Annotated in this window: 12 protein-coding genes; 4 read left to right on the forward strand and 8 right to left on the reverse strand. The window is 65.8% G+C overall.

Going from position 1 to position 15,551, the window contains the following annotated elements; translation table 11 throughout:
• Positions 1-120 precede the first annotated feature (120 nt).
• The 3 genes from TV39_RS20685 to TV39_RS20695 all read right to left on the reverse strand — a co-directional run bounded on the left by TV39_RS20685 (position 121) and on the right by TV39_RS20695 (position 3,680).
• Entirely contained in the window at positions 121-1,329 is a 1,209-nt protein-coding gene (locus tag TV39_RS20685; protein ID WP_043485670.1) for an NAD(P)-dependent malic enzyme, read from the reverse strand.
• 321 nt (positions 1,330-1,650) lie between these two features.
• The gene (locus TV39_RS20690; RefSeq protein WP_043485475.1) at positions 1,651-2,217 is read right to left on the reverse strand and encodes a TetR/AcrR family transcriptional regulator; all 567 of its coding nucleotides are present in this window, start codon (positions 2,215-2,217) and stop codon (positions 1,651-1,653) included.
• A gap of 161 nt (positions 2,218-2,378) precedes the next feature.
• On the reverse strand, positions 2,379-3,680 hold the full coding sequence (locus TV39_RS20695; protein WP_043485477.1) for an MFS transporter: 1,302 nt from the start codon (positions 3,678-3,680) through the stop codon (positions 2,379-2,381).
• A 111-nt stretch (positions 3,681-3,791) separates the two neighbouring features.
• Here TV39_RS20695 and rraA point away from each other — a divergent pair, with 111 nt between their 5' ends.
• The 3 genes from rraA (at position 3,792) to TV39_RS20710 (ending at position 7,779) form a co-directional block, all read left to right on the forward strand.
• On the forward strand, positions 3,792-4,313 hold the full coding sequence (rraA, locus tag TV39_RS20700) for a ribonuclease E activity regulator RraA (protein ID WP_200891070.1): 522 nt from the start codon (positions 3,792-3,794) through the stop codon (positions 4,311-4,313).
• Between the two features lie 116 nt (positions 4,314-4,429).
• A complete protein-coding gene (locus TV39_RS20705) occupies positions 4,430-6,094 on the forward strand; it encodes an MDR family MFS transporter (RefSeq protein ID WP_043485479.1) in 1,665 nt (554 codons plus the stop codon).
• A gap of 245 nt (positions 6,095-6,339) precedes the next feature.
• Entirely contained in the window at positions 6,340-7,779 is a 1,440-nt protein-coding gene (locus tag TV39_RS20710) for a sugar porter family MFS transporter (RefSeq protein ID WP_043485481.1), read from the forward strand.
• A gap of 91 nt (positions 7,780-7,870) precedes the next feature.
• On the opposite strand, the gene TV39_RS20715 is transcribed toward TV39_RS20710, so the two are convergent.
• The 5 genes from TV39_RS20715 to TV39_RS20735 form a co-directional block, all read right to left on the reverse strand.
• A complete protein-coding gene (locus TV39_RS20715; protein ID WP_043485482.1) occupies positions 7,871-9,097 on the reverse strand; it encodes an MFS transporter in 1,227 nt (408 codons plus the stop codon).
• Positions 9,098-9,122: 25 nt separating this feature from the next.
• On the reverse strand, positions 9,123-9,572 hold the full coding sequence (locus TV39_RS20720) for a MarR family winged helix-turn-helix transcriptional regulator (RefSeq protein WP_043485484.1): 450 nt from the start codon (positions 9,570-9,572) through the stop codon (positions 9,123-9,125).
• A 187-nt stretch (positions 9,573-9,759) separates the two neighbouring features.
• A complete protein-coding gene (locus TV39_RS20725; RefSeq protein ID WP_043485487.1) occupies positions 9,760-10,914 on the reverse strand; it encodes a mannitol-1-phosphate 5-dehydrogenase in 1,155 nt (384 codons plus the stop codon).
• Positions 10,914-12,887 carry a PTS mannitol transporter subunit IICBA gene (locus TV39_RS20730; protein ID WP_043485490.1) on the reverse strand — a complete coding sequence of 658 codons (1,974 nt, stop codon included), beginning with the start codon at positions 12,885-12,887 and terminating at the stop codon, positions 10,914-10,916. Before TV39_RS20730 ends, TV39_RS20725 begins: the two co-directional genes overlap by 1 nt.
• A 57-nt stretch (positions 12,888-12,944) precedes the next feature.
• Positions 12,945-13,673, reverse strand: a complete 729-nt coding sequence (locus tag TV39_RS20735; RefSeq protein WP_043485492.1) for a TetR/AcrR family transcriptional regulator — start codon at positions 13,671-13,673, stop codon at positions 12,945-12,947.
• Between the two features lie 161 nt (positions 13,674-13,834).
• On the opposite strand from TV39_RS20735, the gene ptsP reads away from it, so the two are divergent.
• Positions 13,835-15,520, forward strand: a complete 1,686-nt coding sequence (ptsP, locus tag TV39_RS20740; RefSeq protein WP_043485493.1) for a phosphoenolpyruvate--protein phosphotransferase — start codon at positions 13,835-13,837, stop codon at positions 15,518-15,520.
• Positions 15,521-15,551: the final 31 nt, after the last annotated feature.

A 15,551-nucleotide genomic window follows, 5' to 3' on the forward strand; every position in this document is an offset into this window, starting at 1 on the left:
AGTCTAGGGTTGCCCGGAGAGGGCACCGGGACAACGCCTGCTTTCACAAACGACGACGGCGGTGCCTCCCCAGCACGGGAGGCACCGCCGTCGAACTTCGTGGCGGAGGATACTCCGCGGTTACTCCGCTTCGACCGCTGCTGCCACGGCGGCGGACACGGCCGGAGCGACGCGCGGATCCAGCGGGCTGGGCACGATGTAGTCGGCGGACAGCTCGGGTTCGGCCAGCTCAGCGATGGCGCGGGCGGCGGCAAGCTTCATGGCGGGCGTGATCCGGCGGGCACCGGCGTCCAGCGCCCCGCGGAAGATTCCCGGGAAGGCCAGCACGTTGTTGATCTGGTTGGGGAAGTCGCTGCGTCCCGTGGCCACAACGGCTGCGTAGCGCGAGGCGACCTCCGGGAGGACTTCGGGGTCCGGGTTGGAGAGCGCGAACACGATGGAGCTGTGGTTCATGAGCTTCAGGTGCTCCTCATCCAGCTTCGAGGAGGAGACGCCGATGAACACGTCGGCGCCGAGCAGCGCTTCGCCGGGGCCGCCGGTGATGCCGCGCGGGTTGCTGCGCTGCGCCATCTGCGCCTTCTTGCTGGCGGGATCGGCGGCAATGTCCGTGCGGTCCTTGTTGATGACGCCCCGCGAGTCAAGCAGGACGACGTCCCGGATGCCGGCGGTGAGCAGGATTTCGGCGACGGCGATGCCGGCGGCCCCTGCACCGGAAACCACCACGCGGAGTCCTTCGAGTTCGCGGCCGGTCACCTTCGCGGCGCCGGTCAGCGCTGCGAGGGCCACGACGGCCGTGCCGTGCTGGTCATCGTGCATGACCGGGCAGTCCAGGGCCTCGATGAGCTTTTCCTCAAGCTCGAAGCAGCGCGGAGCGGAGATGTCCTCAAGGTTCACGGCGCCGAAGCTGGGGCGCAGGCGGACGAGGGTCTCCACGATTTCGTCCACGTCGGTGGTGTTGAGGACCAGCGGGATGGAGTCCAGGTCGCCGAAAGCCTTGAACAGTGCGGACTTGCCTTCCATGACAGGCAGGGAGGCGCTGGGGCCGATGTTGCCGAGGCCTAGCACGGCGGTGCCGTCGCTGACCACAACGACCAGGCGCTGCGCCCAGGTGAGGGTCTTGGCGAGTTCCGGCTCGGCGTGGATGGCACGGCTGACCTGGGCCACACCCGGAGTGTAGGCAATGGAGAGATCGCGCTTGCTCGCGAGCGGGACCGTGCTGGAGATGGACAGCTTGCCGCCCTGGTGGGCTTCGAAGATCTCCTGGTCGGTGAGCACGGTGGACTCGTCGGCGGAGGCGGTTCCGGCGGAAACGCCGTCGGCGGAAGAGATGGTTTCAGTGGACACGTCGTTGTCTCCTGGGGCTAGCCGTGGGCGCACGGCACAAAAAGGCTCAAGCACATAGGAGGCTCAAGATGGGCGTGCTGGAAATTCTGCGGCCCAAGGGATGGTAAGGCCGCGGTGAAGCTCCTGCGAGGTACGGGCTGCTACCCACTCCGGTCCTGCAATGGTAAAGCGATGCGCGGGAGGGGAATGGACACTGGGCCGACCACCGGACGTGATAAAACGTTTTATCATGTCTGCGAGTGACTCTCGTCACTTAAATTTGCTGCAGAACGGCCCCTAGTGGTCTAGACCAGTTACGGAGTACTGCTAGCACCGGGTGAGCAGTGAACAGGCTTTCTTCAGGTCTTCCTCCGCCTCGAACAGCGACAGCCGGCGGCAGCGCACGGCCTGCACCAGGCCGGAAACGGTCAGCAGCAGCACACGTGACTTGGCGGCGTCGCCACTTGCCACGGTAACCGCCTGCTCGGCAATGGCGTCGATCTCCCGCAGGAGGACCGTGGTGTCCTTGTCCTTCGCGTAGACGCCCTGGCTTAGGCACTGCTCCACGGCCGGCTGCATCAGCCGCATGTGGAAGATCTCCATCATGACGCCCGTCAGGGAACGGACGCCGGATTCGGGCCAGCTTCCCACCTGCAGCTCGCCCAGCTGCTTCCGGTAGAGGCCCAGCATCAGATGGGTGGGGGAAGGAAAATAACGGTACAGGGTTCCCAGCGGGACATTGGCCTTGGCGGCCACCTCGGACAGGCTCACGGAATCCAGCCCTTTACGGGCGAATCCTGCAGCGGCATCCAGGATCCGGGCGTAGCGGATCTGCTGTCTGGGCAGGGTCGGCGGCAAGGCCATGGGGGGAAGATCTGGATTGAGTTCAAGCATCAGCAGCGTTCCGGGAGTGGGTTTCGTTCAGCGGTCAGGCGATCCCCATCAGAGCACTGCCGCAGCAATTCGAGTCCACTATACGGCACCGGTCTTGGGGCCAACCTGTGCGCCGATTACCCAAAACGGTGTGGCCCCGGACCGTCGCAATGCGCCTGGTTTTAGTCCACGCCCTTAATCTTCACCACGAACACCGCGCCCAGCAGTCCGATCACGGCGGCGGCGGAAAACAGCGTGACGTATCCCCCAAAGTACTGGATGGACAGGAAAGCGATCGCCGGCGCGAACACCTGCGGTAGGGAGCTGGCCACATTGATGACCCCCATGTCCTTGCCCCGGTCCGCTGCCTGCGGGAGCACCTGGGTCAGCAGCGCAAAGTCCACCGCCAAGTACGCCCCGAATCCAATACCCAGAACCGCGGCCCCGGCCAGGGCACCCGGCCAGACCGGAAAAAAGGCCATGATCAGTGCCGCCATGGCGATGGTCACGGAAGAGACGATCACGAACGGTTTGCGCTTGCCCACGCGGTCGCTCCACGGACCTGCCAGCACGGCCGTGATCATTACCATGACCGCATAGATTCCGGTGAGGATCAGCACTCCCAGCGCCGGTTCCTCATGCCCGATGATGTCCCGGAGGAAGAAAAGAAGGTACACGATGGTCAGCTGGTTTCCGACGTTCATCAGGAAGCGCGTGAGCCAGGCCCACGCAAAATCAGGATGCCGAGCAGGGCTGATCCAGAAGCCCTTGGCGAAGGTCTTCCAGTGGAACGGCGGGCGGGCGGACAGCGGCAACACGGGATCATTCCGGTGAAACAGATAGGGCAGGATGGACAGCAGGAGCGCTGCGGCGCAAAGCCAGTACCCCACCATGTAGTTTCCTGAGACGACGGCACCGAAAACGGCGCCGATGAGTATGCCCACGGTCTGGCCCATGGCCGCAAGGCCGCCCACGGTGGCCCGCTGCGGCACCGGCACTCGGTCCGGGACCGCCGCCGTAATGGCTGCGTAGGCTGCGTTGGCTCCGAGTTGGACCAGGCACCAGAAGAGGACCATCAGTGCGACGGCAGTCGCACCGGACATGGCCAGAAGTGCAGCGGTAGCCAGGATCGCCCCCGCCAGCACCCAAGGGGCGCGCCGGCCGAAACCAGAGACCGTGCGGTCGGACAGCGCCCCGAAGAGCGGATTCGCTACCAACGAAACAGCAGCGCCACAGCCGGTCACGAGGGACAGGATGGCTTCCTTGCTGGGCGCGTCGATGCTGATGGCCTGCTGGCCGATGAACACGTTGATGGGGCCGAAGAAGGCGGCGTTGATCCCAACATTGACGAGCACCAATCCGGTCACCCAGCGCGCGGTGACCTTCCGCTCCGGTTCGGCGAGCGCAGCCGTTGAACCTCCGCCGGGCAACGCGGCAGTGCCGGAAGGATCCGGGACGTGCCCCGGCAGATCGGACAGACTCATTGCGGCTCCCCCAGGAACTGATGATTGGTGTCCGATCAGACTATCGTGGGCATCACAGCCCGCGCGCGGGTTGTGATGCCCACCCCGATAAGCTGAGCCCAAGGAGGACCCGTGACCGCTTCCGCAGACACCCCAGAGACCGACAACTCAGGCATCCCCGATAGCCGCAGTATCAACACCGCCGACCTTTACGACGAACGGGGCGAGGAACTCGATTCCATCGCGCTTCAGTTCCAGTCGCTGGGGGGCCTCTCGCACTTTAGCGGGCCGGCCCGCACCATCCGGTGCCTTGAGGACAACGCCCTGGTCAAGTCCACTCTTGGAACTCCGGGCGACGGCGCAGTGCTGGTGGTGGACGGAGCCGGTTCCCTGCGGACGGCCCTGATGGGGGACATGATCGCCGCGAGCGCCGTCGCAAACGGCTGGGCCGGCGTCGTAATCAACGGGGCCATCCGGGACCGCGAGGTCCTGGCCGACCTGCCGCTCGGCGTCAAGGCGCTCGGCAGCAATCCGCGCAAAAGCGCCAAAACCGGTGCAGGCGAAACGGACGTGGAACTGGACATCGACGGCGTCAAGGTGCGTCCGGGCGCCATGATCTGGTGCGATCCGGACGGGATCCTGGTGGAACGCTGAGGTAAATTCCTCATTTCGCAGGGGCTTCGCAGGGCCAAGGGAACAAATCTCACCGTAAGATAGTTACTGAAAGCAACTATCAAGCTTGATCCCCTTTTCTTTGTAATGGAGCAGTCATGTCCAAAACCGCCGCCGGGCCCGTAGCCGGGGACGTCCTGACGAAGCGTCAGACCATCACAGTGATGGTGGGTCTCATGCTCGGCATGTTCCTTTCCTCGCTGGACCAGACCATCGTGTCCACGTCGATCTACACCATCGCCAACGACCTCGACGGGCTCTCCCTGCAGGCCTGGGCCACCACCGCGTACCTGATCACGTCCACGGTGAGCACGCCCCTGTACGGCAAGCTCAGCGACATCTTCGGGCGCCGGCCGCTTTACCTGGCCGCGATCGTGATCTTCCTGGCGGGGTCCCTGTACGCCGGCTCGGTGCATTCCATGACCGAACTCGCCATCGCCCGCGGCATCCAGGGTATGGGCGCCGGCGGCCTGCTGGCCCTCGCGCTGACCATCATCGGCGACATTGTTGCCCTGAAGGACCGGGCCAAGTTCCAGGGCTACTTCATGTCCGTCTTCGGCATCTCCTCCGTCCTTGGCCCCGTGGTGGGCGGCGCCTTCGCCGGGTCGGCGAACATCCTGGGCTTCGACGGCTGGCGCTGGGTGTTCTTCATCAACCTGCCCATCGGCCTGGCCGCACTGGCTGTGGTTTTCCTCTACCTGCACCTGCCCGCCAAGCACGTCAAGCAGAAGATCGACTACTGGGGCGCCGCGGCCATCACGCTGGCCATCGTTCCGCTGCTGCTGGTGGCCGAACAGGGCCGCAGCTGGGGCTGGACCTCGGCGGCATCCCTCCTGTGCATCGGACTGGGCGTGGTGGGCATCGTCGCGTTCCTGCTGGCCGAGAAGCGCGCCGGTGACTACGCCCTGATACCCCTGCGGCTCTTCCGGAACCTCACCTTCGGCCTCTCTTCATTGCTGAACTTCATCATCGGCATCGGCATGTTCGGCGCAATCGCGATGCTCCCGATGTACCTCCAGCTGGTCAAGGGCCTCACCCCCACCGAAGCCGGCCTGATGATGATCACCTTCACCGTGGGCATCCTGACCGGTTCCATCACCGCCGGACGGACCATCTCGGCGTCGGGCACCTACCGGATCTTCCCCATCCTGGGCACCGCCGTGCTGACCGCTGCGGCCCTCGTGATGGGCTTCTCGCTGGGCGTGGACACCGGGCTCTGGGTTCCGGGCGTCATCGCGGTGTTCTTCGGCCTCGGCCTGGGATTCTGCATGCAGCCCCTCACGCTGGCCATGCAGGTTTCCGTCCCGCCGAAGGACATGGGCGTGGGCACGTCCTCCGCGGCGTTCTTCCGGTCCATGGGCGGCGCCGTCGGTACAGCGGTCTTCATCTCCATGCTGTTCAGCCTGGCCGCGGACCGCATCGCCACGGGCATGAAGGACGCCATGCAGAACGCCGACTACCTCAAGGTCCTGAAGGACCCCGCCGTGGCCGCCGATCCCGCCAATGCCAAGCTCTATGAGTTCTTCCAGAACGGTGCCACCAACGACTCCCTCAACGACACCAGCTGGCTGCACACGGCCAACCCCGTGCTCACCCGCCCCATCACCGAGGGCTTCGCGCAGTCGATCGACGCCGTGATGCTCACCGCGGCAGTGCTCACCGGGATCGCCTTCCTGATCAGCTTCGCGCTGCCGAAGAAGAAGCTGACGGACCCGAAGGCAGCTTCGCACGAAGCAGGATCTGAGTCCGTCCCGGCCCACTAGGCCCTTACCGCGCATGCACGTCACGGCAGGCAGCCTCTCGGGCTGCCTGCCGTTGTGGTGTCCCCCGTGTTTTCCGACGACGGCGGCAGCGCCCCGCCGTCGCCGGCCCGCGCCCCTAAGTGGAACCGCAGAGCGTGAAGTGGCACACTGTTTAGCGCGTGTGCGCCGGCCAGCAGGGCCGGTTCCGTGGTCAACGATGTCCGCACAGCTAAAAACCCAACGCATCAAAAGCCCAAGGGAGATCCATGTCCACATCCAGCACCGAAGGCCGCCCTGGCGTTCCCCGCAAGGTGATCGGCCTCGCAATCGCGGGAGCGGTGGGCGGGTTCCTCTTCGGCTTTGACTCCTCCGTCGTTAACGGCGCAGTGGACGCGATCAAGGATGAATTCGCCCTCAGCGAGGCCGTCACCGGCTTCGCCGTGGCAGTAGCACTCCTGGGCTGCGCCGCCGGCGCCTTCCTGGCGGGCAAGGTGGCCGACAAGTACGGCCGCATCCCTGCCATGAAACTCGGCGCCATCCTGTTCCTGGTGAGCGCCGCCGGCACCGGCTTTGCGTTCGGCGTCTGGGACCTGATCTTCTGGCGCCTGGTGGGCGGGCTCGGCATCGGCCTGGCGTCCGTCATTGCCCCGGCATACATTTCGGAGATCTCGCCGCGGCACGTGCGCGGCCGGCTCGCGTCGCTGCAGCAGCTTGCCATCACCACGGGTATTTTCGCCGCCCTCCTCTCGGACGCCCTGTTCGCCAACTCGGCAGGCGGCGCGGACCAGCCGCTCTGGCTCGGCCTCGAGGCCTGGCGGTGGATGTTCCTCGCCGGCGCCGTGCCCGCCGTCGTCTACGGCTGGATCGCTTTCACGCTGCCCGAATCCCCGCGCTTCCTGGTCTTCAAGGGCAAGGAGGACGAGGCACGCAAGGTGTTCGAAACCATCGCCCCGGCAGAGGACACCGACCGCCACATCCGCGAAATCCAGTCCGCCATCGAGGAAGACAAGCTCGCCGGCCAGAAGGGCTCGCTCCGCGGGAAGGTCTTCGGCCTGCAGGCCGTGGTGTGGATCGGCATCACGCTGTCCGTGCTGCAGCAGTTCGTGGGCATCAACGTGATCTTCTACTACTCCACCACCCTGTGGAAGGCCGTGGGCTTCCAGGAGAAGGACTCGCTCACCATTTCGGTGGCCACGTCCGTCACCAACATCCTGGTCACCCTCGTAGCCATCGCGCTGGTGGACCGCATCGGCCGGCGCCCCATCCTGCTGGCCGGCTCCGTGGGCATGGCTGTTTCGCTGGGGGCCATGGCCCTGGCGTTCGCCTCGGCCACGGGATCCGGTGAACAGATCTCGCTTCCCGGCGCCTGGGGCCCGGTTGCCCTCGTGGCCGCAAACGTCTTCGTGGTCAGCTTCGGCGCCTCGTGGGGCCCGCTGGTGTGGGTGCTGCTGGGCGAGATCTTCCCGTCCCGGATCCGGGCCCGTGCCCTGGGCCTCGCCGCGGCTGCCCAGTGGATCGCCAACTTCGCCATCACCCTGAGTTTCCCCGTGATGGCGGCAGGTTCGCTGCCGCTGACGTACGCCATGTACGCACTGTTCGCGGCGGCGTCGTTCTTCTTCGTGATGTTCAAGGTGCCGGAGACCAACGGCATGTCCCTGGAGCAGGCGGAAACGCTGTTCGTGCCGAAGGGAACCGTCAAGGTCTAGGCCTGCTCCAAAGAGCGCGAACGTACGCTTGAGGCCCCCGTTTACGTGGAAACAGGGGCCTCAAGTGTACGTTCGCGCTCTCGGGTCCGCCTTAGACCACATGGGGTTCGTGGGCCGCCAGGTAGCGGCGTCCGCCGAAGGCAATCGCGATGGCCACCACCATGGCCAGCGCCCCGGCGAAGAACGGAACCTGCGGACCGAAGTGCTCACCCAGCTGGGCGGCAGCGAAGGGCGCCAGGGCACCGCCCATCCAGCGCACGAAGTTGTAGCCGGCGGACGCTACCGGCCGCGGCGAGGCCGAAACGCCCATGGCCAGTTCCGTGTACACCGTGTTGTTGATGCCCAGCAGCGCCCCGGAGACGACCACCAGTACGACGACGGCGGGAACCGAGTGCCCGGCGGCCAGTCCCAGCCCGGCCAGGTCCAGCATCAGGACGGCCAGGGTGCCGGTGAGCACCTTGGTGGCGCCGAACCGGTTCTGCAGGACGGGCGCCACAAAGACCGAAAAGACCGCGACGGCCACGCCCCAGCCGAAGAACACCCCGCCGATGCCGTAGGCGTCCATGCCGAGGATGAACGGCGTGAAAGCCAGGATGGTGAAGAAGCCGTAGTTGTAGAACAGGCCGCTGGCCGCCGTCGTGCGCAGTCCCTTGTGGCCCAAGGCGAGCAGCGGATCGCGGAGCCGGACCTTCCGCTCGGGCAAGGGCGTTTTCGGGAGCAGCGCGATCAGGGCGATAAAGGCTGCTGCCATGAGCACGGCGGTGCCGAAGAACGGCGCCCGCCACTGCCAGCCGCCCAGCAGGGCGCCCAGGAGCGGGCCGAGGGAGATGCCAAGGCCCAGTGCCGCTTCGTAGAGGATAATCGCCGTCCCGGCCCCGCCACTGGCCACGCCCACAATGACGGCGAGGGCGGTGGCCACAAAGAGCGCGTTGCCCAGGCCCCAGCCGGCGCGGAAGCCGACCAGCTCACCCACACTGCCTGACATTCCGGACAGGGAGGCGAAAACTACGATCACCGCCAGGCCGATGAGCAGGGTCTTCTTGCCACCGATCCGGGACGACACAAAGCCGGTGATCAGCATGGCCACCGCGGTGACCATGAAATAACTGGTGAACAGCAGCGACACCTGGCTGGGAGTGGCATCCAGGTTCTTGGCGATCGCCGGGAGGATCGGATCCACCAGGCCGATGCCCATGAACGCGAACACCGCGGCGAGGGCCGTGGCCCAGACCGCCTTTGGCTGCTTGAGCAAGGAGGCCTTCTCGGCTTCCAGGGTTTCTTCTACTGCTGGCCGCGTGGCGGCGAGCTGGCCTTCCATGAAGGGCACTCCTAAATCTTGGGTGTTAGTTGTGAAGTGTTCCGTTGATCTTTTCGATCACCGGCAGCGCGGCGGCGAGGGCCCGCCGGTCATCGTCGGTGAGCGTTTCGAGGATTCCCGCCATGACGGCATTGCGCCGTTCATTGGCGGAGTCGACGGCGGCACGGCCTTCCGCCGTCAGCACAACCCGCACGGCGCGCGAATCGTCCGGGTCGGGGTCGCGGCGGACGAGGCCGGCCTTCTCGAGCTTGATGATCTGCTCGGTGGCGCTGGGCACCCGGACGCCGAGGTTCCTGGCAATTTCGCCGACCCGGACGCCGTCGCCGAGGAGCATTTTGAGTGTGCTGAGCTGTGCGGCGCTGAGTTCGCCCTCCGCGTCAAGGCGGCGGACGAGGTAGACGCTGTGGCGGAGGGCTTCCCGGAAGTCCTGGGCGAGGGTCTGCAGCGCGGCAGGCGCGGGCTCAAGCGTGTTCATAGTTAGGTAGCCTAACAGTTAGGGTACCTAAAAACCAACCGGACACTCTCACTTCCTGCGCCAAAACCACAAAGGCCCTCCCACCCGGCGAACCGGGGCGAGAGCGTTTACGGAAAACCGACAGGATCTGAGAGAAGGTCGCCGAAAAGGCGGCAGGAAGTCAGAGAGCGTCGGCAGGGGGATGGCGCTAAGCCTTGACCTCCGCTTTGACCTCTTCCACCAGCGCCTCGACGGCCGCGAAGAGCGGATGCCCTGGCGTCAGGCCGGTCACCTTCTCCGTGGCCTCTGCAGCCGAGGACGATGCCACGATCTGTGCCAGCTCAGCCGCCTCCGCGTCGGCGGGATCGTTGAAGCGCAGGGCAGCGGCAATGGCTCCCAGCAGGGCCTCGGGCACGATTCCGCGTTCGGCGAGTTCCGCGGCCGGGCCGATGAAGCGCTCGTGCCGGCTGAGCTTGCGCAGCGGCGCCCTGCCCACCCGGTTCACGGTATCGGGCAGGTGCGGGTTGGTGAAGCGGCCCAGGATCTTCTCGACGTAGGCTTCCTGCTCCTCGCGGTTGAAGCCGTGCTTGTGGATCAGCAGCTCCTTGGTCTCATCCAGGACGGCGCGTACATCCGCGGCGACATCCTGGTCGGCCATGGCCTCGGAGATCTTGCCAAGCCCTGCTTCGAACCCGAAGTACGCAGCCGAGGCGTGTCCGGTGTTCACGGTGAACAGCTTCCGCTCAATGTACGGCTCCAGGTTGTCCACAAACGTGGCACCCGGGATGACCGGCACATTGTCCCCGAAGGGGGTGCGGTCGATGACCCACTCGTAGAACGTCTCCACCGTGACATCCAGGCCCTTGCCCGGCTCCTGGTTGGGGACAATCCGGTCAACCGCCGTGTTGGCGAACACGGCCGCGGCCTCGAGCGGGCCGGCCGCCGGATCCCACTGCGCCGCCACTTCGTCCCGCAGGATGTCCGTGGCGTTGATGGCGTTCTCGCACGCCATCACCTGCAGCGGAGCCAGCCCGGCGGCCCTCGCAGCAATCCCCTTGGCAATCACGGGCGCCACGAACTTCAGGATGTGCGGCCCCACCGCGGTGGTGACGACGTCCGCCGTCGCGATTTCCGCCACGACGTCCGCCTCCTGGGTTCCGGAGTTCAGCGCCCGGAAGTTGTCCACGGTCCGGACCGTGGGGTTGTCCCCCACCTCGTGGACGTCGTAGCTGTCCGCGGCGGCGAGCTGCGAGATCAGCTCATCCGCGACGTCGGCAAACACGAGCTCATAGCCTGCCTGGTGCAGCAGCAGGCCCACGAAGCCCCGGCCGATGTTCCCGGCCCCAAAATGGACAGCCTTCACTATGCGTTGACCTTTCCGAACAGTTCCAGCACTTCGTCCACCGTGGTGGCCGCCTCGAGCTGGGCCACCTGGGCCTTGTTGGTGAAGACCTTGGCGATGGAGGACAGGATCTGCAGGTGCTCATTGTTGATTCCGGCCACGCCCACGACGAACTTGACCTCCTTGCCGTTCCAGTCGATGCCGTTCGGATAACGGATCACGGACACGGCGGACTTCAGGATGTGGTCCTTGGCGGCATTGGTGCCGTGCGGAATGGCCAGGAAGCTGCCCATGTACGTGGACACGGATTCCTCGCGTTCGTGCATGGCATCGAGGTAGCCGCTGTCCACGGCGCCGCGGTCCAGCAGCAGCCGGCCCGCTTCGTCGATTGCGGCATCACGGGTGGTGGCGGTGCCGTTGAGCACAACGCTGTCAGCCACCAGGATGTCCGACGGCGGTGCGGCTTCAGCAGTTGCCGCCGCGGCGGTTGCCACTGGCGCCGCGGCGGCAGCGGGAGCCGCTGCGCCACCCGCTCCTTCGGTGTTGCTGCTCTTGACCAGCTCCACGATCTCGTCGTAGCGCGGGCTGTTCATGAAGTTGTCCACGGACACGTGCACGGCACTGGCTGTAGCGGGCTTGGCCCGCTCGGTCAGGTCCTGGTGGGTGATCACAACATCGTAGGTGTCGCTCAGGTTGGCGATGGCGGAGTTGGTGACCTTGACGTCGGGGAAGCCGGCCGCCTTGATCTTGTTCCGCAGCACCGAGGCACCCATGGCGCTGGAGCCCATGCCGGCGTCGCAGGCGAACACGATGTTCTTGATGGGACCTGCCATGACGGCGGTGGTTGCCCCGGCACCGGTCAGGGTGGAGGAGATGGAGCTCTTCTTGCCCTTCATGGATTCCATCCGGGAAGTGGCGGCGCTCAGGCTGTCCTCCTCGGTTTCACCCACGGGGGTCTTGCTGGACTTCAGGATTACCGAAGCGATGAGGAAGGACACCGTGGCGGCGAGCAGCACGGACAGTGCCACCCCGAAGTAGCTGTCGCTGGCTGTCGCGGCGAAGACGGCGATGATGCTGCCCGGGGCCGCCGGGGAGCGGAGGCCGGCGCCGGTGAGCACCAGCGTGAAGATGCCGGTCATGCCGCCGCCGATTGCGGCCAGGATGATGATGGGCTTCATCAGCACGAACGGGAAGTAGATTTCGTGGATGCCGCCGACAAACTGGATCAGCGCGGCGCCGGGGGCTGACGCCTTGGCCAGGCCCTTGCCGAAGATCATGTAGGCGAGCAGGATGCCCACGCCGGGGCCCGGGTTGGCTTCGAGCAGGAACAGGATGGACTTGCCGTTTTGCAGTGCCTGTTCCGTTCCCAGCGGCGTCAGGATGCCGTGGTTGACGGCGTTGTTCAGGAACAGGACCTTGGCAGGTTCGATGAAGATGCTGGTGAACGGCAGCAGGCCGTTGTTGACCAGGAATTCGACGACGGAGCTGGCCCCGTTGCTGAAGGCCTTCACCACCGGGCCGATTACCAGCATGCCCACGATGGCCATGGCCGCGGCCACGATGCCCGCAGTGAAGTTGTCGATCAGCATCTCGAAGCCCGGCTTGACCCGGCCTTCCCAGATCTTGTCCAGCTTCTTCATGATCCAGGCGGTCAGCGGGCCCATGATCATGGCGCCGATGAACATGGGGATGTCCGTACCGACGATCACACCCATGGTTGCGGCCGCGCCAACAACACCGCCGCGGACGCCGTGGACCATGCGGCCGCCGGTGTAGCCGATCAATAGCGGAAGCAGGAAGGTGATCATGGGGCCGACGAGCTTGGCCAGTTCCTCATTGGGAGTGAAGCCAGCCGGAATGAAGAAGGCCGTGATGATGCCCCAGGCGATGAAGGCGCCGATGTTGGGCATGATCATTCCGGACAGGAACGTCCCGAATTTCTGGACGCCAACCCGCAGGCTGGTGCGGGGTTTTGCAACTGTCTCTGTTGCCATGTGATTTCCTAACCGTGATTCCTGCTGCACCGCAGGATGGTCCGATATTTCCGACGACTAGCTGGTGGAACTGGTGGAGATCCGGTGGAGCCATTCGAGAAAGAGCTTGAGTTCCGAGCTGGAGAGCTGATCCGAGTGCGATGCCTGGAGCGCGGCGTTCAAGGCGATTGCTGCGACTACTACCGACGATTTCCCGGACGTATCGGGTCCGGCGCCATTTGCCTGCTCCGCGGACACCGCGAAAATCATGGCGTCGCGGGTCATGGTGGATAGTTCAAGGTTGCGTTCCGCGGCGGGCTCCGCAATCAGCATGAGCGTCACCCCCACGTTCGCCGCAAGGATGCTCCTGGCCGCCTCGCGCGGTTGGACGTTCAGCTGCCCCGCCACGGCAGCTTTGTTCAGCATTTCCTCCATGAGGGCCTCGGCATCGGCAACGATGGCCGGGCGGCTCTCAGGACGAATGTTGCCAAACATGACCAAATACAATTCCGGCTGGTTCAGCCCGAACTGGACATGGTTGTCCCACATCCGCCGGATGTCTTCCAGCGGATGTCCGGACGGCGCGAAGTCGCGTTCGCCGGCCACATATTCTTCGAAACCCGCCGCGACGACGGCGTCGAACAGCCCTTCCTTGTCACCGAAGTGGTGATACAGAGTGGGAGCGGAGACCCCTGCCAGCTGGGTGATCTGGCGAGTGGAAACAGGCGCGCCCCCGGAGTTGGCCAGCAACTCGGCTGCCGCACGCAACAACCTCATTTTGGGCGGTAGCTGGCCATCGAAACTCATAACCGCTACCCTATCACCTATAGCACCGCTATATGAACTGCATCACATACAATTTTTTCAGGCACCGCAAAAGCCGTCGGACGTAGCCGTCGCGACGGTCCGGGCAATCGCCCGGGCAACGAATGGCGGGGCCTGCTTACGGCAGAGAACGAGGACCTTCAGTGCAGAACTTCCAAGGAGTAGGCGTCAGCCCCGGCCGGATCATCGGCACCATCCGCCAGATGCCCAAGCCCATCAGTGAGCCGCCGGCAGGCGAACAGCTGCCCGCCGGCGTCACGGCCGAGGACGCGACAGCCGCCCTCAAGGCGGCCTCCCAGGCCGTGCACGACGAACTGAAGGCCCGGGCCGCCCACGCCACGGGTGACGGCAAGGCCGTCCTGGAAGCCACGGCACTGATGGCCAAGGACACCATGCTCATCAAGGGCGCGGCCAAGCTCGTTGCCCGCGGCGTCTCGAGCGAGCGCGCCATCTGGGAGTCCGGCTCCTCCGTTTCTGAAATGCTGCACAATCTGGGCGGCTACATGGCCGAGCGCGCCACGGACGTCCTGGATGTGCGCGCACGCATCGTGGCCGAGCTGCGGGGCGTTCCCGCGCCGGGTATCCCCGCTTCCAGCACACCGTTCGTCCTGGTGGCCGAGGACCTGGCGCCCGCCGACACCGCAACCCTGGACCCGAACAAGGTCCTGGCACTCATCACGGCCGGCGGCGGCCCCCAGTCCCACACCGCGATCATTGCCCGCTCCCTTGGCCTGCCGGCCGTGGTGGCGGCAGTCGGAGTGGACGAACTCCCGGACGGCACCGAGGTCTATGTGGACGGCGCGGCCGGCACCATCACGGCCGAACCCGACGAATCACTGCGTGCCGCAGCGGAAGCATGGGCAGCCACTGCTTCCCTGCTGGCCGAGTTCAGCGGAACGGGCGCGACGGCGGACGGCCACCTCGTGCCCCTCCTCGCCAACGTTGGCGGGGGCAAGGATGCCGAGGCGGCTGCCAAACTGGGCGCCCAGGGCGTGGGACTGTTCCGCACCGAATTCTGCTTCCTGGAACGGGACACCGAGCCCACCGTGGAAGAGCAGGCAGCGGCCTACAAGAGCGTCTTCGATGCCTTCCCCGGCAAGAAAGTGGTGCTGCGGACGCTCGACGCCGGCGCCGACAAACCCCTCCCCTTCCTGACCGACTCCACCGAACCCAACCCGGCCCTGGGGGTCCGCGGCTACCGCACGGACTTCACCACCCCGGGCGTCCTGGACCGCCAGCTGGAAGCGATCGCCCAGGCCGAGAAGCAGTCCGAAGCGGACGTGTGGGTCATGGCCCCGATGATTTCCACGGCGGAAGAGGCCGCCCGTTTTGCCTCCATGTGCGCCGACGCCGGGATCAAGACCCCCGGCGTGATGGTGGAAGTCCCCTCTGCCGCGCTGACGGCCGAGGCGATCCTGCGCGAGGTGGGCTTCGCCAGCCTCGGCACGAACGACCTCACGCAGTACGCCATGGCGGCGGACCGGCAGCTCGGCCCGCTGGCCGCACTGAACACCCCCTGGCAGCCCGCTGTGCTGCGCCTCGTCGGGCTCACTGTTGAAGGCTCGCGCGCAGAGGGCCACAACAAACCCGTGGGCGTCTGCGGCGAAGCGGCGGCGGACCCTGCCCTCGCCGTCGTACTGACCGGGCTGGGCGTTTCCACGCTGTCCATGACCGCACGGTCCCTGGCGGCCGTGGCTGCGGTGCTCAAGACTGTCACGCTGGCCGAAGCGCAGGACCTGGCCAAACTGGCGTTGTCCGCACCGAGTGCCACCGAAGCCCGGGCATGGGTCCGCGAGAAGCTGCCCGTACTCGCCGAACTCGGCCTCTAACAGCCGCCCACCGACAATCCATCAGGAGAAG

The sequence above is a fragment of the Arthrobacter sp. SPG23 genome (assembly GCF_000876655.1).
Lineage (GTDB): Bacteria > Actinomycetota > Actinomycetes > Actinomycetales > Micrococcaceae > Arthrobacter.